This window comes from Hydrogenovibrio sp. 3SP14C1 (assembly GCF_029625905.1).
In the GTDB taxonomy this organism is placed as follows: domain Bacteria; phylum Pseudomonadota; class Gammaproteobacteria; order Thiomicrospirales; family Thiomicrospiraceae; genus Hydrogenovibrio.
Genome location: NZ_JARTLM010000003.1, coordinates 109,112 through 130,782, shown reverse-complemented (window position 1 = coordinate 130,782; position 21,671 = coordinate 109,112). Strand labels below are relative to the sequence as shown.

The window sequence follows — 21,671 nt, the reverse complement described above, 5'->3', positions numbered from 1 at the left end:
ACATAGGATTTTAATGAGTAAACTTGCAACATTAATCGGCGTTTTCTTGGGGTTGTTGATTCTAATCCTAAGTATGTTTGATTTTGAAAAAGGACAAATGCTGTCAGCGTTCTTTAACTTGCAGGGGTTACTCGTTGTTCTTGGAGGCACGTTTGCTGCCACTTTCATTAATTACCCGTTAAATCAAATGGGCTGCTTTTTTCGAGGGTTCGTTAAAGTTTTTGCCAGCGAACCGGACTCTGAAAATGAAGCGATTGAACAAATCATATATCTTAGTCATATTCAGCAAAAGAAAGGTATTCTGGCGCTCGAAAAAGAAATTGATCTAATTTCAGATAAGTTTCTGCGTTTTGCCTTGTCAGAGATGATGGTTTATCGCGATATTGAACACCTTTCAACCAGTTTAGAAAATCATTTGAACTCGATGCGGTTACGCCATATTGGGTGTCAAGATGTCTTTAATAATATGGCTTCTTATGCACCGGCTTTTGGGATGATGGGAACGGTTATGGGGTTAATCATCATGATGACAACACAGGTCAGCGGGGCAGGGACACCTTCTGCCGGTGACGGGTCTGAAGATATGTTGAGTAATTTACTCCAAGGCATGGGGTTGGCGTTAGTGACGACCTTTTATGGGGTATTGCTGGCCAATTTTGTCTTCATTCCGGTTGCCGGTAAGCTAAAAGTTCTGTCAGATGCGGAAGCGCTTAAAAATGAAATTTTAATGTTTGGTGTTTTAGGGCTGAAAAAAGAACAGTCTCCTTTACTGTTAAGAGAAAGTCTAACGGCGTTTGTTAATGAAAAAAATAAACAAAAGTTAGAAATTTCTTTAGGGTAATGGGAGGCTGAAATGAAAGCCGAAGCGATAATCCAAGCCGAAGACCAGAAGGCGGTTCAGCGCATCAAGCGAAATCAGTCATGGCAGGTGGTCTATATTGCGTTATTTACCTCTCTGTTGGCTTTCTTTGTTCTCATTACGACATTGATTGAATTAGAAGGGTCTCAGCCGAAAAGAGATTATCAAAAACTGGTGAATTTCTTGTATCTAGATGCTTTGGAAACACAGAAACGTTTGGGAATGAGTTGGCTTCAAATTGAAAATACCTTGTCGAAAGGGATTAAAATTACGATGCAAGAAGAAGTCTTTTCGTCACAAGACTTGTTTGCTTCCGGACGCGCCAAAGTTAATCCTCGCTACTTACCTTACATCAATCGGTTTGTCGGTTTTTTAACTCAGTTGCAATTAGAAAAATTTCAAAATCACCATCCAACGTTGGTTAGGAGTATTGTCAAGTCTGGAGAAACCTTTCAGGTTACAATTCGGATAGAAGGTCATACGGATGCCTCCCCATTAGCGAAAACCGCTTTATATAAAAGTAATTTTGAACTCAGTACGTTTCGTGCGTATGCCATTATGAATTTGTTACAAATTTATTCTGGGTTACCCGAATCTTTATTTTCGATTGCGGGCTATGGCAGTTTTCATCCTTTAACATCTGATCCTTATGATTCCAAAAACCGCCGGGTAGAAATTTATCTGATTCCACAAGTGATCCAGAATGGGAGCCAATCATGAGTGCTCTGGCTTTAAAAGCTCGCTCTTCCTGGTTATTTTCATTTGGCGATTTGGTGACGTTGCTGATTACCTTTTTTATTATGATGATTGTGCTTAATAAAGGGGAAATCTCACAAGTTCAAAAGTGGGCGGAAGGCCAGTTAGATCAAGCTTATGCTAGTTTGGAACAAGAAATGACCGGCGCTGACTATATTTCCTTATCCCGCACAGCGAATGGTATTTCGATAAATATCAGTCATAAAGAAGCCTTCGTCAAAGGCGGGTATGAACTGTCTGATGCTTTGGAGGTTGAATTGAACCAGCTTGGCAAGGCATTGCAGTCCTTGAAAATATTTCATTTGAGTCGATCGGACATTCCCATCAAGATTTTAAGAATTGCTGATGCGGATAGTTTAAGTTGGCGTTCAGAGGTATCGGTGGTCGGTTATACCGATAATGACCAGATTGCCCCTGAGTCCTCATTAAGAAATAATTGGTTTTTAAGTACGATGCGCGCGCAGAATGTCATGAAAAGTCTTTATCAATCAAGTGGTTTGGCGCAGTCTCAATTTGGGGTAACTGGCTATGGTAAATACCGACCTATTGCTTCTAATGAAAGTGCAGAAGGTAAAGCTAAGAATCGACGTGTTCAAGTAATGATTTCAGCGACCTTTGAAAAATCGATTACACGGTAATGAGGCTTAACGGGGTTGGCCATTGCTATTGTCAGTTTGTTGGTTGACCGTTTTAATTTGTCTTAAAAGAGCTTTCAAATCATTTTTGAGGAGCGTCTAGATCAAACGGCTTTATTCGGCAACTGCCAATTTATATGAGGAAGGTTATGTTCGGAAAGGTATTGGTTTGTTTTGGAAAAAGGTTTGCTTCCAAAAAAACCGCGGTAGGCTGATAAAGGCGACGGGTGCGGGCTTTTTAAGACTAAGTGATGGGCTGGGTTGATGATTTTACCTTTTTTCTGCGCATAAGCACCCCACAAAATAAAGACGATATTTTGGCGCTGGCTTGCCAAAGCGTCAATGATGGCATCGGTAAATTGTTCCCAGCCTCGATTTTGATGCGCGTTAGCCTGGCCAGCTTCTACTGTTAATACAGCGTTGAGTAATAAAACGCCTTGGTCAGCCCAAGGCTGTAAATACCCGCAATGGGTATTGTCGATGTTCAAATCATCCAGCAGTTCTTTGTTGATATTAAGTAACGATTTAGGCAGCGGTTTGACGTCCGGTAGTACAGAGAAGCTCAGTCCATGGGCGTGGCCAGGCGTAGGATAAGGGTCTTGCCCTAAAATAACCACTTTGACGTCTTCAAACGGTGTACTGTTCAGTGCATTAAACCAAAGCTTAGCTTTGGGCAATATTTCTTTGCCTGCCGCCTTTTCAGCTAACAAAAAGGTTTTAAGTTGCTGCATATACGGCTTTTCAAACTCTTCGCCAATGACATTGAGCCAAGATTCATCTAATTGGATGTTTTGATTCGGCATAAAAGCCTCTATTGTTTTCATCTGAATTAAGGGTTTAACCGAGTAATTTGCCAGGCCTGGTCGTTTTTTGAAAGACGTTGATAACGAAAACGATCATGTAGCCGACTGGGGCGCCCTTGCCAAAATTCAAAATAACATGGCTTAAGTTGGTAACCACCCCAGTGAGCAGGACAGGTTAATGTTGCGTCAGATTGTGATTTTGCATTACCCAGTTTCTCCTCCAATAGGTCACGACTGGCAACCGGTTGACTTTGGTTCGAGATGGATGCCGCCAGTTGACTGTCTTTAGGGCGACTATAAAAGTATGCTTCGGAGGTTTCGCGAGGCACTTTTTGGAGAGTGCCTTCAATGCGAATTTGACGGTCTAGTTCTGGCCAAAAGAATAATAAAGCGGCTTTTGTATTTTGTTCGATTTGTTGGCCTTTATCACTGTCATAGTGGGTATAGAAAACGAATCCCTCAGAATTGAACGCTTTTAATAAAACAATACGGCTATGAGGTTGTCCATCTGCGCTGACCGTTGAAATGCTCATGGCAGTAGCATCTTGCTCGGTTTTTTCAAGCGCCGTTTCCATCCAGTCAGAAAATTGGTGAAAGGGGTCTGTATGTAAGTCTGCTCGTCTCAGAGAAGCAAATCCATATTCACGTCTTTCAGCGTGATAATCTCTATTTGGCATAGGGTTGACGTTCCTGTTTGAATCCTTTTAAGTTAAGGGGTAATATAACTCAACTTAAATTTTCTTACCACCAGGAGTTCCCTTACGTGAGCGAAAACTATAATGCTTCCGAAATAGAGGTTTTAACCGGATTGGATCCAGTTCGAAAAAGACCGGGGATGTATACCGATACTACGCGTCCGAACCATTTAGCACAAGAAGTGATTGATAACAGTGTGGATGAGGCAATAGCCGGTTATGCCAGCAAAATTATTGTAACGCATTTTGCGGATGGTTCTATTGCTGTTGAAGATGACGGTCGAGGAATGCCTGTGGATATCCATCCCGAACAAGGGATGCCTGGGGTGGAAGTGATTTTAACCAAGCTTCATGCTGGGGGGAAGTTCTCGAATAAGGCTTATCAGTTTTCTGGCGGGTTGCACGGGGTTGGTATTTCCGTGGTGAATGCGCTCTCTAAACGAGTTGAAATTCAAATCAAGCGCGATGGTAAGTTACATCAAACAGCGTTTGAGCAAGGTTTAGTCGTTGAGCCGCTAGAGGTTATCGGAAAAGTCGGCAAGAAAAACACCGGAACGACTTTACGCTTTTGGCCGGATGAACGGTTCTTTGATACCCCTAAATATGCTTTGACCAAACTGAAACATTTGCTACGGGCAAAAGCGGTTCTGAGTGCAGGGCTACATGTCACTTTTATAGATGAAGTCAGTAATGAAACAATAGAGTGGCAGTTTGAAGATGGTTTAAGGGATTATTTGAACCAAGCTTTAGAGGGGGTTGAACGAGTCCCGGTCGAAGGGTTTGTAGGCGAATCTCATGGTGAAAATGAAGGTGTTTCCTGGGCGATTGCTTGGTTGGCAGAGCCAGCCGATACCGTTTTAGAAAGTTATGTGAACTTGATCCCGACCCCGTTGGGGGGAACCCATGTTAATGGACTTCGAGCCGGTACCACGGATGCTATTCGAGAATTCTGTGAGTTTCGTAACCTTCTGCCGCGCGGAGTAAAAGTGACTCCTGAAGACGTCTGGCAAAATGTCGCTTTTGTGTTGTCTGCCAAAGTCAGAGAGCCGCAGTTTGCCGGTCAGACCAAAGAGCGTTTATCTTCCAGAGAATGCGTACCCTTCATCTCTGGGGTGATTAAAGACAGCCTGAGCTTGTGGTTGAATCAGCATACCGATGTGGCCGAAAAAATTGCCGAAATCGTTATTAACAATGCTCATAATCGTAATAAAAAAGCGAAAAAAATTACCCGTAAAAAAATCACCTCTGGGCCAGCTTTGCCTGGAAAATTAGCGGATTGCACTGAGTCGGACTTAAATCGCACGGAACTGTTTTTGGTGGAAGGGGATTCCGCTGGCGGGTCGGCTAAACAAGCGCGTGATAAAAATTTCCAAGCCATTATGCCGCTTCGAGGCAAGATTTTAAACACTTGGGAGGTGGACTCAAGTCAGGTGCTCGCATCATCAGAGATTCACGATATCAGTGTGGCAATCGGTGTTGATCCTGGATCGGATGATTTAAGCAGTTTGCGCTATGGCAAGATTTGTATCTTGGCGGATGCCGACTCGGATGGCGCGCACATTGCCACGTTAATCTGCGCGCTTTTCGTCAAACACTTCCCAAAGCTTGTTGAAAATGGTCATGTGTATGTAGCCATGCCACCGTTGTATCGTATTGATGTAGGTAAACAACTTTTTTATGCCTTGGATGAATCTGAGCGTGCTGGCATTTTGGATCGAATTGAATCGGAAAAAATGCCAGGAAAAGTTCAAGTTACACGATTCAAAGGGCTTGGGGAAATGAATCCAAAGCAGCTTCGTGAAACGACTATGATGCCAGAGACACGTCGGTTGATTCAGCTAGGACTGGATATTGAAACGGCTGACCTTGTTATGGATAAGTTATTGGCAAAAAAACGATCTGGAGACCGAAAAATTTGGCTGGAAGAAAAAGGTGACTTAGCCGAAGTGGTTTAACGTTTGTTTGACTGTTAGATAAGTCTAGTCGACAAATACCATTTTTTTTGGATGGTATTTGTCGATTAAATTCAATAGCTTACAGAAAAACAAATAATGTATACTGTCCTAGTGTAGTAGTTTTACTTACTTGCAAAAGGTGGTTGCTTCTCGTGAAAACGCCCAAAAAAACATTTTTTACCCATCATCCTTTTTTAGAGCTGCAAAAGATTATTGTTTCGAATAATTTGATTTTGTTTGTTCTGATTGTGTTAATTATTGTTATTAATGCAGCAGGTTTCTTTAGTGTCAAATGGCTTCAGGCTGAGTGGAAGCAACAATACACGGTCTATCAGACCAAACAAACTTTGTATGTGGATCTTTACCGTGAATCGGGTTACGGCGGGTTCATCCATGCTTTTAAAAATGCCGTTTTAAGAAAAAAACCTACCTACCTCAAATCACTTTCAAAACGTTATCATAATGTTGAAGCAACCGTTTCTGCTTTAAAGGCTCTTGCAACGTCAATTGAAGAGAAAACCAAGCTCCAGGAAGTTCAAAATACTTTTGACAGTTATTGGCAAAAATATGACTTGTTGAAAAAAGGGGTTCAAGAAAACTGGTCCGCTGAAAAGTTGGATAAACAAGTTTTTGTGAATGATGAAGCCGCCCTAAAAGCTTTAAATCAACTTATTACGATAAACCAAGAAAAATTTGATCGTTCTGTCGAGAAAAATAATCAGCTGATTCAACAAATGGGTCTTTATGAAGGCGTGTCGTTAGGGGTTATTCTGTTTTTTAGTTTGATGCTGTATTTTGCAATGAGAAAAAAAGCAGGACTAGTGGGTAAAGTCTTAAGAATGCAAAAAGAAGCGGTGGCTAACAAAGAACTTTATGAAGCCACATTAGATAGCATGGTGGATGCCTGTATCATTACCGACGCCACTGGAAAAATTGAAAACTTTAATCAAATTGCATTAGAGCGTTTTGGGTATACCCCGGATGAACTCATGGGCCAACCGATTGAAATTTTAATTCCAGAAGGGGAGCATAAAAAGAATCATGCGCATTATATGGACAGCTCTTCAATGCACAAAAAAGTATTGTTTAAAGGCAGAGAGTTAAAAGCAATTACTAAAAATGGTGAGTTGTTGTCATCAGAAATTACCGTAACACCGCTGAAACAAAGTGAAGATTTGAAGTTTGTCGGTATCATTCATGACATTTCGAATCGAATGAAATTGATGGAACAATTAGGTTCACTGTTGAATCAGTTAAGAGATGAAGCCACAAAAGATTATTTAACCGGGCTATTGAATCGAAAAGCTTTCTTTGAGCAAGCTGATCAAATATTGCTTTCTGCAAAGGAAAGTGAAAAGCCGATTGCGGTATTAATGATAGATATCGATTATTTTAAAAAGGTTAATGATTCCTTTGGGCATGATGTTGGAGACCGTGTATTGATGGCCGTAGCGAAGGCTTTTAAAAAAGATTGTCGAGAAGAGGATCTGGTGTGTCGTTACGGAGGAGAAGAATTTGTCATTCTGTTGGATAACAAGGATGAAGAGCCTGCTCTAGAATTTGCTTCGAGACTTAAGAAAATTATCCAGGAGATTTCTATCTCTGAACAAGGTGAACAGATTCGCTTCTCAATTAGTATTGGTCTAACAGTCGGCAATGCCCTCTCTACTAACTCGATCGAACCGTTTATTTCTCGAGCTGATCAAGCTCTTTATCAAGCAAAAGCGAATGGACGTAACAGGGTAGAGGTAAACCATTCGGAAGAATGAGATAAGTTAAAATTTGAATGGTTCCTTTTATTCCAGTGTATTATTAAGATCTATTTATTAAAGATAGCAATGCTCAATTTCAGGCAAAAGTAATCAACGTAATATTGTTCAAACTTTATATCGTAAAGACAGAGCAAAAAGAAGCACACCATGACAGATTTTTTTACAAATGTATCTTTTTCTTTATCTCCGCTGATTGCCAGTGCATCAATTGTGCTGGTGTATTTTTTATTGAACATGGTTTTAAAAAAGGTAATCACATCTCTCGGCGAATTTAAAAAAGTTCCTGTTGGAAGACACACTCAAATCTATAAATACTTTCGGTTTATTTTACATGTGCTAACAGGCGTTGCCTTGTTGATTGCCTGGGGGTTTGATTATAAAGGGTTGGCTGTTTTAGCAACGTCCATCTTGGCGATGCTTGCCGTGGCGCTGGTTGCTCAATGGTCTATCTTGAGTAATATCACAGCAGGGGTACTCATCTTTTTTTATTTTCCAGTTCGGATTGGCGACAAGATGGAAATTATCGATGGCGCCGCTTCCGTTACGGGTGAGATTATTGAAATTAATTTGTTTCAAATTATTTTAGAAGACGACAGTCGGCAGTTGATTTCTTATCCCAATAATCTTCTGTTACAAAAAGCGGTCAGAAAAATTCAACCTGCTTCAACGTTAAAAACAACGACACTGAATCGCATGCAGAACCGATTAAAATAAAACAGCTAGTCAAAGCGATGATGATATCGAATAAATTCGGCGATTAGAGACTGCATATAAACAGGAAGGTTGGTGAATTGCACGCCTATTAAATACTGGTTTCGGACCGGTGTCGTATGTATGGTGATCCCTTCAAGTTCAATCGACGAACGATCTAATGCCAGTAAGCTAAACTTTACGGAGATCACCTCTCCTTTCTGGATGGGGTCGGGGGTGAGAATCCCTGTACCATTTTCAGATAAATCCAACATTTTTCCCTGAAAAATTCCATGGTCTGTTTGAATTGAAATAGGTCTTTCTGTGGCAATTCTGTCAAAGTGTCGTTTTTCGGATGGGTTTAGCATAATCTTTCCGGTTAGTTCCTGATACCAAGTCAATAGAGAGTGTTTTAAGTTTTATTCCGTATCTCAACTATGATAAATTAACTTTCTATGAATAGAAACGTAAAATACCGAGGCAAACATGCATTATTCCATGGAAGTCGAAAATATTAAGTGTGGTGGGTGTGCAAATTCGATTCAAACGAACCTAGGTCATATCGAGGGTCTTTCATTGGTTGAAGTCGATGTGGAAGCAGGCCTGGTTAAATTTGAAGCACAAACAGACACCTCTGTAGAATCGGCAAAAAAACAACTTCTAAAAATGGGATACCCTGAAGTGGGTTCAACGGAGGGGCTTAATGCGATGGGGGCAAAAGCAAAATCTTTTGTTTCCTGTGCAATCGGTAAAATGAGTGCAGATTCGGAAACCAAATCTTAAATCATGTTAAAAAACAATCAGAATACAAGAGGCATGGATGAGCCAGCAAATGATTAATTATGAAGGCATAGAGCAACAGTCGGTTGCGCAATTTACAGAAAAAGCTTATTTAGATTATGCAATGTATGTCATTTTGGACCGGGCACTTCCTCATATAGGAGACGGGTTAAAGCCTGTTCAACGCCGAATTATTTATGCCATGTCTGAGTTGGGATTGAAATCAACCGCAAAGCATAAGAAGTCTGCCAGAACCGTTGGGGATGTATTAGGTAAGTTTCATCCACATGGGGATTCCGCTTGTTATGAAGCGATGGTTCTCATGGCACAAAATTTTTCATTTCGTTATCCGCTGGTTGATGGCCAAGGCAACTGGGGATCGGTCGATGATCCAAAGTCGTTTGCCGCCATGCGATATACCGAAGCCAAGCTCTCCAAGTTTAGCCAGCTTCTTTTAGAAGAAACCGCCCAGGGAACCGTTGATTGGGTGCCGAACTTTGATGGCAGTTTGAATGAGCCGTCTGTGTTACCTGCTCGTGTACCACACGTTCTATTGAATGGTACCTCAGGGATTGCCGTTGGGATGGCAACCGATATCCCGCCTCATAATTTACGAGAAGTCGTTAATGCTTGTGTTGCATTGTTGGAGAATAACGACCTGACGACGCAAGAGCTTTGTCAGTATCTTCCTGGACCAGATTACCCAAACAATGCTTTGGTGATTACCCCTGAAGCAGAAAGACTTCGATTGTATGAAACAGGCAGTGGTTCTATTCGTCAAAGAGCGAACTACTATGTTGAAGATGGGGTGAATGTTGTCATTGATGCCTTGCCATTTCAGGTTTCTGGGGCGAAATTACTTGAACAAATTGCATCACAAATGCGCGCGAAAAAATTACCGATGGTAGTGGACCTAAGAGATGAATCGGACCATGAAAACCCGATTCGTCTGGTGGTTGAGTTGCGTTCCAAGCGTGTGGATGTTGAAGCAGCGATGTTGCATTTGTTTGCAACGACCGATCTTGAGCGTAGTTATCGCGTGAATCTTAATGTGATTGGTTTGAATGGCCGTCCGCAGGTGAAAAGTCTAAAAACCATGCTGACAGAATGGCTAGTGTACCGATTGGAAACCGTTCGAAGACGTCTACAGCATCGTTTGGATAAAGTGTTAGCGCGTCTTCATATTTTAGATGGGCTTTTAATTGCATTTTTGAATATTGATGAAGTCATTGCGATTATTCGTGAAGAAGATAAGCCGAAGCCTGTGTTGATTGAAAGGTTTGGACTGTCAGATACTCAGGCAGAAGCGGTATTAGAGCTTAAACTCCGCCAGTTAGCCAAACTTGAAGAAATGCGCATTCGCGGTGAACAGGAAGAGCTTGAAGCTGAACGTCAGAAAATTGAAAAGATTTTGGGCAGTGAAGCGCGTATGAAGACGTTGGTTAAAAAAGAGTTGTTAGCAGATGCAGATGCTTACGGAGATGATCGTCGTTCTCCTTTATCTGATGCAAAACAAGCACAAGCAATGAGTGAACAGGACTTGTTGCCGTCTGAATCCATTACAGTCGTGTTATCAGAGAATGGTTGGGTTCGTGCGGCAAAAGGACATGATGTGGATGGACGTACTTTAGGGTATAAGTCTGGGGATGCTTTTTGTGCCCAAGCGCTGGGACAAAGCCGACAGCTGTCGGTGTTTTTGGACGATACCGGCCGCGCTTATAGTTTGCCAACGCACAGCTTGCCTTCCGCCAGAAGCCACGGTGAGCCTTTAACCGGTCGGTTAAGCCCTGCCTCAGGCGCGAAGTTTAAGCAGGTAATGCTCGGTCAGCCTAAGGAACAATATGTACTTGCGTCTTCCGCTGGATATGGGTTTATTACCGAACTAGAAAATCTTTATTCAAAAAATAAAGCAGGTAAAGCGGCTATTTCATTGCCAAAAGGCAGTGACTTGTTGGCGCCTGCCAGAGTAGAGGCTGAAGACTGGGTAATCGTCGTCACTGATGAACCACGTATGCTGGTGTTCGAAATGTCTGAACTGCCTGTCTTGTCAAAAGGGAAAGGCAATAAACTGATACAAATGCCGAAAGGCACTTCCGTAAAAGCTGTTTTTGCCTTTAAGGCTGGGCAGAAAATTGAAATTATTGCCGGTAACTATTCAAAATCATTTGGTGCGACGGCCATTGAAGAAGCCTTTTCAAACCGAGCCAAACGCGGTGTTCCGCTACCACGAACGCTTAAAAACACAAATGAAATTCGTCTTTCAAAATAATAGGGGTGCTTCTTTGGTATTATTGTTGCTTAATCGAATCTAGATTAATTTAACAGTGTCAAAAAAGTAACCATTATGATTTCAAAACCTTTTGCAATTCTTGTCGTTCTAGGAAGCTCCATCGGGGGCTTTTTAATGGCCGGCGGTAACCTTATTTCTTTATGGCACCCTGCTGAGTTGGTGGTTATTATCGGACTTGGGTTGGGCGTTTTCCTTGGATCGACGCCAGTTTATATCTGGACGAAAACAATGACGTATTTAGGGCGTTATTTTGGTGGGGGGCGAGTTAATAAAAAGATCTATATCGAAGTGCTAGGATTACTGGATGAGCTTTCTAGATTGGCAAGATCTCAAGGCTTGCTGGCGCTTGAAAACCATGTGGTCGCGCCAGAGAGTAGTTCGATTTTTGCAAAATATCCCCTAATCCTAAAACATAAAGAATTAAAAAAATTCATTGTCGATAACTTTGGTTACTTGTTATTGAACCCGCCACAAGCGCTCAGTTTTGAGAATTATTTACACGATCAAATTGAAGATATTACCCAGTCAATGATGGAAGTGCCGAAGGCAACGGGTAAAATTGCCAACTTAATGCCGGGTTTCGGGATTATTGCCGCTGTTATGGGGGTAATCTTAACGATGAACCTGTTAGGCGGAGATATGGATGTGGCAAAAATCGGTAACTCGATTGGGGCGGCTTTGGTCGGTACCTTGACAGGGATTTTTGTTGCCTTCTCGATTATTGCGCCTTTTACACATGCCGTTGAAGTGATGATTCGGCAAGATAAAGCCATTTTTGTGGTGGTCGCTTCGTTTTTGACAGCCTTTGCACATGGTGTTTCTCCAAGTATGGCGCTGGAAGTTGGTAGACAGCGTATTCCTGCAGAATTTGAAGTCCCACGAGAAGGATAGGCGTATATGAGTCGTAGGCAACGTCACGAAGAGTGTCCAGAAGAAGGCGGAGCCTGGGAGATCGCTCTGGCCGATTTGATGACCACGTTAATGGTTTTCTTTTTGGTGATGTGGCTGACGTCGATTGTAGATCCAGATAAGCGCAAGGCGTTTGTTGAGGCTTTGGTTGGTGAAGGGGCTGGAGGAGAAAATATCTCGGCTGATGAAACCAATACGCCGACAGAACCAAGCATTCTTAAAGAAGATTTGAAGCCGGTGAGCACGGAAGAAATTCAAGAAGCTATGTCGGAAGTGAATCCAAAAGATATCGATATTGAGGATACACCTGAATATACCAAAATTACGTTACGGTCTGATAGCTTCTTTGAAAGTGGGCGTGCGACGATTACCGATAAAACACGTGAACAATTAGAGCAGCTAGGTGAAACCTTGGCTGGTCGAGATCAGGAAATCTCGATTACCGGGTATACAGACAGTATTCCGATTGAAAACTTACAGTTCCCTTCCAACTGGGAACTTTCTGCCGCTCGAGCAGCCACCGTTGCACGAACCTTCATTTATATGGGGGTAGATAAAAACTTGGTGACGATTTCAGGTAAAGCGGATAATGATGCTGTAGCGCCGAATGCAACATCATATGGCCGTTCTCTTAACCGTCGAGTGATTATTCTGGTGAATAAGCAATCTCAAAAGCAAAGAAAAGCGCAAAGCGAAAAGCCAACCAATCCAACATTTGATTATCGGTACCAGCAGCGCTAACGTTATGAGTTAGTGGCTAGACTGGCAAGTTTTGCAGTCTGGATCTTTGGATAACTTTAAGGTTCGGATTTGCATGGTGACGCCATCCATAATCATAAGCTTTCCAACCAATGTCGGCAGTCCGATCAAAGCTTTAATCGCTTCCATCGCTTGCATGGAACCCACCATGCCAACCATCGGAGCGACAACGCCGTTCTGACTGCAGGTGAGATCTTGCCCTTGCTCTTCTTTGTATAAGCATTGATAACATGGACTGTTTTCTTGGCGAAAATCATACGTAGTTAACTGGCCTTCCCAGCGAATGGCCGCGCCGGAAACAAGCGGTTTTTGGTGTTTGAAACACGCCCGATTCAGGGCAAAGCGGCTTGCAAAATTATCAGTACAATCTAAGACAATGTCAGCTGTTTTAATTAGCACTTCAAGTGCTTGTTCATCCAGCTTTTGGTTGACCGTTTCTATTTGAATATGGTGATTAAGCGCGAGTAAATTTTCTTTAGCAGATAATACTTTAGGTTGACCAATATTGGCTTCACGGTGAATGACTTGGCGCTGTAAATTGGAATCATCCACTTCGTCAAAATCCACTAGTGTTAAGGTGCCTACGCCTGCTGAAGCAAGATATAAAGAAGCAGGGGAACCTAATCCCCCTAATCCAAAAATCACCGCATGGGATTGTGAGAGTTTAAGCTGCCCCGCGTAATCAATTTCCGATAAAAGAATTTGCCGGCTATAACGGGAAAGTTCTTCATCGTTCAACTCTGTTTTAAGTGTGTTCATAACCGTTCTTTTTTGTTGTTGCGTTGAGTGTATTTTACAATAATGCGAGTGAACAAGCAGTAAGGAGCCTTAAAGGTGTCCTAAGGTCACTCTGGGGATTTGGCCATAATCTAATCGAGATTCAACGGCTTTAAAGCCCTGTGCTTTAAATAGCGTTTGTACGGCTTCATGCTGGTTGTACCCATGCTCAATGAGAAGCCAGCCATTCGGAGTTAGGTGAGCCGGAGCTTGTTGGATAATTAAGCGGATATCATCCAGTCCGTCTTCACCAGAGGTCAAGGCGGTTATCGGCTCAAACCGCACATCGCCTTCCTTTAAATGAGTATCTTTTTCTTCAATATAAGGCGGGTTGGAGACAATTAAGTCAAAGGTTTGACCTTTAACGGGATCAAACCAGCTTCCTTGTTTAAAAAGAATGGTTAATTGGTGTTTTCTGGCATTCTGTTCAGCCACGGCTAAAGCTTTGGTTTGGAAGTCGACAGCGGTGGCATGAGCATTTGGCTGGTTTGCTTTAATGGCGCAGGCAATCGCACCTGTTCCGGTTCCCAAATCTAAAAATGACCAGGCCTGGCTGTTTTTAGACTGCATTTTTTCCAGCGCGGTTTCGACTAAGATTTCGGTATCAGGTCGTGGGATGAGCGTATCCGGCGTGACGACAAACTCCATGCCCCAAAACTCACGGGTGCCCACAATATGGGCAATTGGATGTCCTTCTACACGGCGCGAAATCAACTCAAAATAATGTGTTTGCTCTGTTTGGGAGAGTGTTTTTTCGGGCCAAGTATAAAGATAAGTGCGATTTTTTTGTAACACAAAGCTTAATAAAAGCTCCGCATCCAGTGCAATGCTGTCAGAAGTGGAAGCTTTAAGTTGTTGCTTGGCCGTTGTTAAAGCTTCGTCAATGCGCATAAAGCCTCTTTTGTTCCGTTAATTAGGCGCTTTCTGCGCTGAGTGCGGCAAGTTGTTCGGCTTGATATTCATTGATCAACGGGTCAACCACTTGCTGCAATCCACCTTGCATGACTTCATCCAATTTATAAAGTGTCAGGTTGATGCGATGGTCTGTGACACGACCTTGTGGATAGTTGTAAGTACGAATACGCTCAGAACGGTCGCCACTACCGACCAGACTTTTACGCTCTTGCGCGATTTCCTGATCATGAATGCGTTGACGCTCGTCCATGATACGGGACGCTAACAAAGACATGGCTCGCGCACGGTTTTTATGCTGGGAGCGCTCGTCCTGACATTCCACCACGGTTCCTGTTGGAAGGTGGGTAATACGAATAGCGGAGTCGGTTTTGTTAACGTGCTGCCCACCCGCACCTGAAGCGCGGAAGGTATCGACTTTTAAGTCCGCAGGGTTTAAGTCGATTTGTTCCACATCTTGTGCTTCCGGCATGATGACGACGGTGGCGGCAGAGGTGTGCACGCGTCCTTGGGTTTCGGTTGCAGGCACACGCTGTACTCGGTGAGCGCCAGATTCAAATTTTAAACGGGAATAAGCGCCTTCCCCAATAATGCGAACAATAATTTCCTTGTAGCCCCCATGTTCACCTTCTTGAGAGTTAATCACCTCTACCTGCCAACGCATCGTTTCGGCATAGCGGCTATACATTCTAAAAAGGTCCCCGGCAAAGATGGCCGCTTCGTCACCGCCTGTTCCAGCACGAATCTCTAAGAAAATGTTTGCATCATCATTCGGGTCTTTCGGCAATAACATTTTTTGCAGGTCTGCTTCTAGACTTGTTTGTTGTTTTTCCAGCTCAGGCAACTCTTCTTGTCCCATTTCTTTCAGGTCGGGGTCGCCAGATTTAATCATCTCTTTCGCTTCTTGCAAGTCAGCCTGGTTTTGAATGAATTGATTGAATGCTTCCACAACCGGTGTCAGTTGAGCATGCTCTTTGGTTAAGCTGCGAAATTTGTTTTGATTGTTGATGATTTCAGGGTCAGAAATAAGATGGTTTATTTCATCTAGGCGTTCGACCAGGTTTTCAAGTTTGCTGCGAATGGATTCTTTCATAGAAATTCTTTTTTGGAAATCGGTTAAAGTTAAGACGTTGAGTGTGTGTTTTCGTTCTCTGAAGAATCACCGGCGTCTGACTGTTGGGTCAATAAAATTTTCTCTGCCGCTTGAACCACTTCTTTTTGTCCGCTTAAACCCGCATGATGCAGATTTGTGGTCGGCGTATGTAGAATTTTATTGGTCAGTTGGTTAGCGAGCTTGGTCAAAAGTTCTTTAGGATTGCCGCCATTGTCTAAGTGGTGCAAAGCATCTTGTAATGCATGGTCTTTCAGCGCGTAAGCCTGTTGGCGATACTGTTGAATGATTGGGCCGATTTGTTGTGTGGCTTGATATTGCGCCATAAAACTTTCTGCTTGAAGGTCTACAATTTCTTCAGCTTCTAAGGCGGCATCCTTGCGTGAACGTTTATTCTCTTCAATGATTTCTTGTAGATCATCAACGGTATATAAATACGTGTCGCTAAACTCGCCTATAGCCGGCTCAATATCACGCGGAACCGCAATATCAATCATAAACATCGGTTTGTTACGACGTTTTTTCAATGCGTTTGCGACCATATCGGTTTTCAATATTGGCGTTGGACTAGCGGTTGAAGCGATAATGATGTCTGCTTCATGCAGATGGTCATCAATCTCATGTAAGCTGATGGCGTATCCACCTAAACTCTCAGTTAGCTGGTGTGCCTTGGATAAGGTTCGGTTGGCAATGATCAATTTACCGATATGGCTTTCTTTGAGGTGACGGGCCACTAGTTCAACGGTTTCACCTGCACCGAGCAGTAAAGCAGTTTGATTTTCAAGCTTACCAAAGAATTGTTTTGAAAGCGCAACTGCAGAAAAAGCGACGGATACAGGACTGGAACCAATCGCCGTATCCGTACGTACTTGTTTAGCCGTTTTAAAGATGTACTGAAATAATGAGTCTAGCGTTTGATGAACGTTGTCTGATTTGTGCGCTAAGTTATAAGCGTCTTTAATTTGTCCAAGGATTTGCGGCTCACCTAAAACCAACGAGTTAAGGCCGCTGGAGACACGCATCATGTGCTTGATTGCTTCGATATCGCCATACTCATACAAAAAGTCATTGATGCTGCTTTCTTCTAGCTCAAAGTAATTATGCAGCCATGTACGGATCTTTTCAGGCGATTGAGATTTTAATGTGGCGTAAATTTCAGTACGATTGCACGTTGAAAGAATAACGCTTTCATTGGCAAGTCCTTGCGATTTAAGCTCAGACAGTGCTTCTTGCACTTGTGTTGGTGAAAAAGAAACTTTTTCACGGATATCAACAGGTGCTGTTTCATGGTTAACACCCAGAACTAATAGTTTCATAAGGAATCGATTTTGCCAAAAAAGGGAAAAATAATGCAATCAAAGAGGCGTAATTTTGCTAAATTATGTGTCTAATTGCAAGTTTTGAAAGACTTTTTCATCACTTTAATCAGGAATGGGGAAAAATTTGATACAGAAAAAAAGACAATGGCCCGCTGTTTTTGTCATCTGTTTGGGGGTGTTTTTAAACTTAACAGCCTGTAGTCAGTTAACAGAAAAACCAGAAGAACCAGCCTTGTCGCCGGATTCCGAGGCGGCTGAACGTTCACCAGAAACGATCAAAGAAAATCAAGCAGACATGCCGACCGCAAAAATGTCGCCGCAAACAATGTATCAAATATTATTAGCGGAAATGTTAGTGCAAAAAGGTGAAAACAGTGCGGCTTTTGGTGTGTTGTATCCCGTTGCAGCTGAAACACGAGACCCTAAGCTGGTAGAGCGCGTATTTCAACTGTCGATGTCGACCTATGATTTAAGCGCGATAAAAGAATCGGCCAAGCTCTGGCGAGATGTTTCTCCTGACGAAGCCGTTGCTTGGAAAGCGTCATATTTAATGTCAGTAAGAGAAGGGAATGTTCAGCAAGGCATTACCTTCTGGAAGCGTTATCAGGCGCTTTCAACGAATACTTTAGCGCAAGATTTAATCGCTTCCTCCATTCGTGTGCCACAAACGGCTCCGGCAGAATACGGATTGTCTTTTTTAACCGCTTTGCAAAAACTCTATCCAAATGAACCTGCCGGTATTTATGGTTTGGGAGCTGCAGCAGAAACCTATGGTGATTATCCAACTGCTATTCAATATTTAGAACAGGCGGCCTCTTTATATAAAAAAGAAGTGGAAAAAGATGAGGAAGCTTTTGTGGCGGCTAAAGTTTACCGTGAAACCAATCGACTGCTTGCCAATGCTTATTTGAAATCGAATCAAGCGACTTTAGGTATGAAACGCTTGGAAGACTATGTTGATGATCATGGCGATGATTGGTTGATGCAAGAACGGTATGCGCGCTTAGAAGTAAAGGCGGGCTTTTATCAAAAAGCTGAAAAACGCTATCTTCGAATTATTAAGAATGAACCCAAAGCATATACCTCAAAGCTTTCTGTGGCGTTATTGCGGTTAGAGCGAGATGAATTTGCCAGTGCGGAAAAGCTCTTAAAAGAGTTGAAAGGGGTTCCGCAGTATCGTTCTAGCGCACTTTACTATTTAGGGGTGTCTGCACAAGAACAAAATCACCTGAAACAATCTAAAGAATATTATGAGATGATCAAGTCGAATGATTATTTGGTCGATGCCAAGCTGCATATTGCTGAAATTGAATTTTCTTCGATTGGGCTGAAAAAAACGATTGAAAACTTGAATGCCGTGAAGGCGATTTCTCCTGAAGATCAGATAAAACTGTACCGCGGAAAGGCTATCTTTTATAACTTGTCTGGTGAAAAAGAAAAAGCGATTGAAGAGTACGACCAAGCGTTGAAGATCGACAAGAATCAGGTTGAATTGTATTTGATGCAGGCGATGTTGTTCTATGACTTGGAGCTGTTTGATCGTTATGAGGCGAACTTAAAGCAAGCCTTGACGATTGATCCGAATGATGTCGATGTCTTAAACGCACTAGGTTATTTCTATGCTGAACAAAAGCGTGAGTTGGAATTGGCGACCAAGTTGTTGGATAGAGCTTTGTCTTTAGCGCCTAATCGTTTTTATGTGTTAGACAGCCGAGGTTGGTTGGCTTATCAGAAAGGACAGTATCAAGAAGCAGAATCTTATTTAAAACGTGCCTTGAAAATACAACTGGATGATGAGGTTTTGATTCATTTAATTCATACCCAGTGGCGCTTGAATAAAAAAGAAGCTGCAACGCGTTTATGGAAAAAATATCATTCAAAGTTTCCAGATAACCAACGTCTGCAAAGAATTTTGTTAGACTTGTCTTCGTGAAAGCTCTATTAAGATCTTTTAAATTTCAGAAATGTTTTTAACTTTTTATAAAACTTTTTCCGAAAAAGGCTTGATTTGAAGCGTGGAACATGGATAATACGCACCTGTCTTAAATGACAGCGATAAAAAGTTGGGCTATAGCCAAGCGGTAAGGCAACTGGTTTTGATCCAGTCATGCGCAGGTTCGAATCCTGCTAGCCCAGCCATTATCCTACCCTAATTCTTCAAATCATTTTTTCCCTGGTATTCGCCATAGGAGTTGCCTTAAATGGCTTACAAAAATGTCCGATTATTTGCCGGAAACGCAAATGTCAGCCTGGCTGAAAGTATCTCCTCCTCAATTGAAATCCCTCTTGGTAAAGCAGATGTAGGTCGCTTTAGTGATGGCGAGATTATGGTTCAAATTAATGAATCCGTCCGAGGAAAAGATGTTTACGTTTTGCAACCGACATGTACCCCTGAACCTGCCGTTAATTTAATGGAATTATTGGTGATGATTGACGCATTAAAGCGTGCATCCGCCAAACGTATTACGGCAGTTGTCCCTTATTATGGCTTTGCACGACAAGATCGTCGTCCGCATTCAGCCCGTGTACCCATTACAGCGCGTTTAGCTGCTGATATGATTACGGTTGCAGGTGCTGACCGTGTGATTACGGTTGATTTGCATGCTGATCAAATCCAAGGCTTCTTTGATATTCCGGTTGACAATATTTATGGGTCGCCAACGTTGGTTGAGGATATGCGTGCCTCAGGCCATATCGCCGAAGATAACATGATGGTGGTGTCACCTGATATGGGTGGTGTTGTGCGAGCTCGAGCGGTTGCGAAAGCCTTAGGCTGCGAAATGGCGATTATTGATAAGCGTCGTCCAAAAGCCAACGTGGCTCAGATTATGAATATCATCGGTGACGTTTCAGGGCGAGACTGTATTTTGGTCGATGATATGGTCGATACAGCTGGGACATTGTGTAAAGCGGCAGAAGCTTTAAAAGAACATGGCGCTAATAGTGTCACTGCTTATGTCGTGCATGCTGTTTTATCGGGTCCAGCGGTCGATAATATTAATAAATCTTGTTTAACCGAGTTGGTTGTAACCGACACGATTCCATTATCTGAAGCCGGTTTGGCATCGGATAAAATCCGTCGTGTTTCAGTTGCTTCTGTCTTGGGTGAAACCATCCGACGTGTTCACCAAGAAGAGTCGGTTTCTGAGTTAATGCCGATTCGTTAATCACGATTTGTCTTTTAAAAAACCACCATGCCTGGTGGTTTTTGCGTTTTAGGGGGCGCTTTTTGGTTTCTCACGCTCTCCGTATCACGATAAAACCTTGTTTTTTCTAACAATCCCTCTTTAAGTTTGGTCAAAATTCAGTATAATACCGCTCTTTGTTTCCGTGCTTGGTCGCGAGCATGGAGTAGTTGGGGCTAAAATCCCGTTAATTATGGCAGACAACGAACACGTCTGGCTTTATGGAGTAAGAAAAATGAGTCAAGAATGGACTGCAGAACTTCGTACTGAAGAAGGGAAAGGTGCGAGCCGCCGCCTTCGTCATGCGGGGAAAGTACCTGCGATCATCTATGGTGGTGACGTAGAGGCAAAATCAATCGCATTAAAAAGTAATGAAATCGAGCGTGCACTTAAATTAGACGCTGATTTGTATAACACTGTTTTGACACTGAAAGGTGCAGGCGATGCAGAAAATTGCATCATCAAAGATCTACAGCGTCATCCAGCGAGTGGTTTTATCACGCACATCGATTTCCAACGTGCTTCTGATAAAGCAATCGTTGTTAAGCGTGTACCACTTAAGTTCAAAGGTAAGGAAGCTTCACCTGGTGTTAAAATTGGTGGCTTGATGTCATTCATGCAAACAACAGTTGAAGTAAGCTGTTTAGCGAAAGATTTACCAACAGCAATCGAAGTAGACGTTTCTGGATTAGAAGCGGGTACAAACCTACGTTTGTCACAGTTAACATTGCCTAAAGGTGTTCAGCTAACTGCTCTAACACACGGTAATACTGACTATGACCAAGCGGTTGTTGGTATCAATAAAGTTAAACGTTAATTATTAACGTTTACAGCATAAGAAAGCCCGCATATGTCATCTGTTAAACTCATTGTTGGTCTTGGTAACCCAGGCGGACAATATGAACAGACCCGACATAATGCGGGTTTTTGGTTTGTGGAGGAAGTTGCGCGCCAGTTCAATGTTCAATTTCGTCCAGAAACCAAATTCTTAGGGGAAGCGGCTCGAGTTCAATCTAACGGTCTGGATGTCTGGTTGCTTAAACCGATGACCTTTATGAATCGGAGTGGGCAATCCATTCAAGCGATCGCTAAATTTTATAAAATCGCCCCAGAAGAAATTTTGGTGGTGCATGATGAATTGGATTTAGACCCTGGCGTCGCCAAGCTCAAAACGGGCGGCGGTCATGGTGGGCATAATGGGTTAAGAGACACTATTGCCGCTTTAGGCACGAAAGAGTTTAAACGACTCCGGTTAGGGATCGGTCATCCAGGTGACCGCAATCAAGTAGTGGATTATGTTCTTAAAGCGTCATCAAAAACGGATAGAACCTTAATTGATGATGCAATTTATGACGCCACTCGCGTATTGCCTGACCTGCTCAATGATGATATGGCTCGTGCCATGAACCAGTTGCACACCAAGGCGTAATCATTTGCGCATTGGTCGTGTCAGGTTTCCACAAA

General features: G+C 42.6%; 21 protein-coding genes and 1 tRNA gene. 15 read left to right on the top strand and 7 right to left on the bottom strand.

Features of this window, described 5'->3' with window-relative positions; genetic code table 11:
• The first annotated feature begins 13 nt into the window (after positions 1-13).
• From P8629_RS03460 to P8629_RS03450, 3 genes are read left to right on the top strand one after another with little or no spacing between them, the layout of a single operon-like run.
• Positions 14-841, top strand: a complete 828-nt coding sequence (locus P8629_RS03460; RefSeq protein ID WP_278164481.1) for a motility protein A — start codon at positions 14-16, stop codon at positions 839-841.
• Positions 842-853: 12 nt separating this feature from the next.
• Positions 854-1,579 carry an OmpA/MotB family protein gene (locus P8629_RS03455; protein ID WP_278164479.1) on the top strand — a complete coding sequence of 242 codons (726 nt, stop codon included), beginning with the start codon at positions 854-856 and terminating at the stop codon, positions 1,577-1,579.
• Positions 1,576-2,253, top strand: coding sequence for an OmpA/MotB family protein (locus P8629_RS03450; protein ID WP_278164477.1), 678 nt, complete (start codon positions 1,576-1,578; stop codon positions 2,251-2,253). Before P8629_RS03455 ends, P8629_RS03450 begins: the two co-directional genes overlap by 4 nt.
• A 101-nt stretch (positions 2,254-2,354) precedes the next feature.
• Here the strand turns inward: P8629_RS03450 and ung are convergent, their stop codons facing one another.
• On the bottom strand, positions 2,355-3,053 hold the full coding sequence (ung, locus tag P8629_RS03445; protein ID WP_278164476.1) for a uracil-DNA glycosylase: 699 nt from the start codon (positions 3,051-3,053) through the stop codon (positions 2,355-2,357).
• A gap of 26 nt (positions 3,054-3,079) precedes the next feature.
• Positions 3,080-3,730, bottom strand: a complete 651-nt coding sequence (gene pdxH, locus P8629_RS03440) for a pyridoxamine 5'-phosphate oxidase (protein WP_278164475.1) — start codon at positions 3,728-3,730, stop codon at positions 3,080-3,082.
• Positions 3,731-3,816: 86 nt separating this feature from the next.
• Here pdxH and parE point away from each other — a divergent pair, with 86 nt between their 5' ends.
• From parE to P8629_RS03425, 3 genes are all read left to right on the top strand, one after another.
• The gene (gene parE, locus P8629_RS03435) at positions 3,817-5,703 is read left to right on the top strand and encodes a DNA topoisomerase IV subunit B (protein WP_278164473.1); all 1,887 of its coding nucleotides are present in this window, start codon (positions 3,817-3,819) and stop codon (positions 5,701-5,703) included.
• A gap of 152 nt (positions 5,704-5,855) precedes the next feature.
• A complete protein-coding gene (locus P8629_RS03430; protein WP_278164472.1) occupies positions 5,856-7,472 on the top strand; it encodes a sensor domain-containing diguanylate cyclase in 1,617 nt (538 codons plus the stop codon).
• Positions 7,473-7,622: 150 nt separating this feature from the next.
• Positions 7,623-8,189 carry a mechanosensitive ion channel domain-containing protein gene (locus P8629_RS03425; RefSeq protein ID WP_278164471.1) on the top strand — a complete coding sequence of 189 codons (567 nt, stop codon included), beginning with the start codon at positions 7,623-7,625 and terminating at the stop codon, positions 8,187-8,189.
• Between the two features lie 5 nt (positions 8,190-8,194).
• On the opposite strand, the gene P8629_RS03420 is transcribed toward P8629_RS03425, so the two are convergent.
• Complete coding sequence (locus P8629_RS03420; RefSeq protein WP_278164469.1) at positions 8,195-8,533, bottom strand: PilZ domain-containing protein; 339 nt, start codon at positions 8,531-8,533, stop codon at positions 8,195-8,197.
• A 118-nt stretch (positions 8,534-8,651) separates the two neighbouring features.
• Here P8629_RS03420 and P8629_RS03415 point away from each other — a divergent pair, with 118 nt between their 5' ends.
• From P8629_RS03415 to P8629_RS03400, 4 genes are all read left to right on the top strand, one after another.
• Complete coding sequence (locus P8629_RS03415) at positions 8,652-8,948, top strand: heavy-metal-associated domain-containing protein (protein ID WP_278164468.1); 297 nt, start codon at positions 8,652-8,654, stop codon at positions 8,946-8,948.
• Positions 8,949-8,985: 37 nt separating this feature from the next.
• Positions 8,986-11,214, top strand: a complete 2,229-nt coding sequence (gene parC, locus P8629_RS03410) for a DNA topoisomerase IV subunit A (RefSeq protein ID WP_278164466.1) — start codon at positions 8,986-8,988, stop codon at positions 11,212-11,214.
• 75 nt (positions 11,215-11,289) lie between these two features.
• A complete protein-coding gene (locus P8629_RS03405) occupies positions 11,290-12,126 on the top strand; it encodes a motility-associated protein (protein WP_278164464.1) in 837 nt (278 codons plus the stop codon).
• 6 nt (positions 12,127-12,132) lie between these two features.
• A complete protein-coding gene (locus P8629_RS03400; protein WP_278164462.1) occupies positions 12,133-12,885 on the top strand; it encodes an OmpA/MotB family protein in 753 nt (250 codons plus the stop codon).
• 9 nt (positions 12,886-12,894) lie between these two features.
• Here P8629_RS03400 and P8629_RS03395 read toward each other — a convergent pair whose 3' ends face one another.
• The 4 genes from P8629_RS03395 to hemA form a co-directional block, all read right to left on the bottom strand.
• On the bottom strand, positions 12,895-13,662 hold the full coding sequence (locus tag P8629_RS03395; protein ID WP_278164461.1) for a HesA/MoeB/ThiF family protein: 768 nt from the start codon (positions 13,660-13,662) through the stop codon (positions 12,895-12,897).
• Between the two features lie 69 nt (positions 13,663-13,731).
• Complete coding sequence (prmC, locus tag P8629_RS03390; RefSeq protein ID WP_278164459.1) at positions 13,732-14,571, bottom strand: peptide chain release factor N(5)-glutamine methyltransferase; 840 nt, start codon at positions 14,569-14,571, stop codon at positions 13,732-13,734.
• Between the two features lie 22 nt (positions 14,572-14,593).
• The gene (gene prfA, locus P8629_RS03385) at positions 14,594-15,685 is read right to left on the bottom strand and encodes a peptide chain release factor 1 (protein WP_278164457.1); all 1,092 of its coding nucleotides are present in this window, start codon (positions 15,683-15,685) and stop codon (positions 14,594-14,596) included.
• Between the two features lie 29 nt (positions 15,686-15,714).
• Positions 15,715-17,019, bottom strand: a complete 1,305-nt coding sequence (gene hemA / locus P8629_RS03380; RefSeq protein ID WP_278164455.1) for a glutamyl-tRNA reductase — start codon at positions 17,017-17,019, stop codon at positions 15,715-15,717.
• 127 nt (positions 17,020-17,146) lie between these two features.
• Here hemA and P8629_RS03375 point away from each other — a divergent pair, with 127 nt between their 5' ends.
• The 5 genes from P8629_RS03375 (at position 17,147) to pth (ending at position 21,636) form a co-directional block, all read left to right on the top strand.
• Positions 17,147-18,955, top strand: a complete 1,809-nt coding sequence (locus P8629_RS03375; protein ID WP_278164453.1) for a tetratricopeptide repeat protein — start codon at positions 17,147-17,149, stop codon at positions 18,953-18,955.
• A 131-nt stretch (positions 18,956-19,086) separates the two neighbouring features.
• Positions 19,087-19,161: transfer RNA gene (locus P8629_RS03370), tRNA-Gln, on the top strand.
• 62 nt (positions 19,162-19,223) lie between these two features.
• On the top strand, positions 19,224-20,189 hold the full coding sequence (locus P8629_RS03365) for a ribose-phosphate pyrophosphokinase (protein WP_278164451.1): 966 nt from the start codon (positions 19,224-19,226) through the stop codon (positions 20,187-20,189).
• A gap of 253 nt (positions 20,190-20,442) precedes the next feature.
• Positions 20,443-21,024: a 50S ribosomal protein L25/general stress protein Ctc gene (locus P8629_RS03360; RefSeq protein WP_278164449.1), complete on the top strand. Its 582-nt coding sequence runs from the start codon at positions 20,443-20,445 to the stop codon at positions 21,022-21,024.
• Between the two features lie 33 nt (positions 21,025-21,057).
• A complete protein-coding gene (pth, locus tag P8629_RS03355; RefSeq protein WP_278164447.1) occupies positions 21,058-21,636 on the top strand; it encodes an aminoacyl-tRNA hydrolase in 579 nt (192 codons plus the stop codon).
• The last annotated feature ends 35 nt before the right edge of the window (positions 21,637-21,671 follow it).

Bases quoted from the DNA above. Each gene is read 5' to 3' on its own strand.
- P8629_RS03460 (WP_278164481.1), top strand. From the start codon at position 14: ATGAGTAAACTTGCAACATTAATCGGCGTTTTCTTGGGGTTGTTGATT.
- P8629_RS03455 (WP_278164479.1), top strand. From the start codon at position 854: ATGAAAGCCGAAGCGATAATCCAAGCCGAAGACCAGAAGGCGGTTCAG.
- P8629_RS03450 (WP_278164477.1), top strand. From the start codon at position 1,576: ATGAGTGCTCTGGCTTTAAAAGCTCGCTCTTCCTGGTTATTTTCATTT.
- ung (WP_278164476.1), bottom strand. From the start codon at position 3,053: ATGCCGAATCAAAACATCCAATTAGATGAATCTTGGCTCAATGTCATT.
- pdxH (WP_278164475.1), bottom strand. From the start codon at position 3,730: ATGCCAAATAGAGATTATCACGCTGAAAGACGTGAATATGGATTTGCT.
- P8629_RS03425 (WP_278164471.1), top strand. From the start codon at position 7,623: ATGACAGATTTTTTTACAAATGTATCTTTTTCTTTATCTCCGCTGATT.
- P8629_RS03420 (WP_278164469.1), bottom strand. From the start codon at position 8,533: ATGCTAAACCCATCCGAAAAACGACACTTTGACAGAATTGCCACAGAA.
- P8629_RS03415 (WP_278164468.1), top strand. From the start codon at position 8,652: ATGCATTATTCCATGGAAGTCGAAAATATTAAGTGTGGTGGGTGTGCA.
- parC (WP_278164466.1), top strand. From the start codon at position 8,986: ATGAGCCAGCAAATGATTAATTATGAAGGCATAGAGCAACAGTCGGTT.
- P8629_RS03405 (WP_278164464.1), top strand. From the start codon at position 11,290: ATGATTTCAAAACCTTTTGCAATTCTTGTCGTTCTAGGAAGCTCCATC.
- P8629_RS03400 (WP_278164462.1), top strand. From the start codon at position 12,133: ATGAGTCGTAGGCAACGTCACGAAGAGTGTCCAGAAGAAGGCGGAGCC.
- P8629_RS03395 (WP_278164461.1), bottom strand. From the start codon at position 13,662: ATGAACACACTTAAAACAGAGTTGAACGATGAAGAACTTTCCCGTTAT.
- prmC (WP_278164459.1), bottom strand. From the start codon at position 14,571: ATGCGCATTGACGAAGCTTTAACAACGGCCAAGCAACAACTTAAAGCT.
- prfA (WP_278164457.1), bottom strand. From the start codon at position 15,685: ATGAAAGAATCCATTCGCAGCAAACTTGAAAACCTGGTCGAACGCCTA.
- hemA (WP_278164455.1), bottom strand. From the start codon at position 17,019: ATGAAACTATTAGTTCTGGGTGTTAACCATGAAACAGCACCTGTTGAT.
- P8629_RS03365 (WP_278164451.1), top strand. From the start codon at position 19,224: ATGGCTTACAAAAATGTCCGATTATTTGCCGGAAACGCAAATGTCAGC.
- P8629_RS03360 (WP_278164449.1), top strand. From the start codon at position 20,443: ATGAGTCAAGAATGGACTGCAGAACTTCGTACTGAAGAAGGGAAAGGT.
- pth (WP_278164447.1), top strand. From the start codon at position 21,058: ATGTCATCTGTTAAACTCATTGTTGGTCTTGGTAACCCAGGCGGACAA.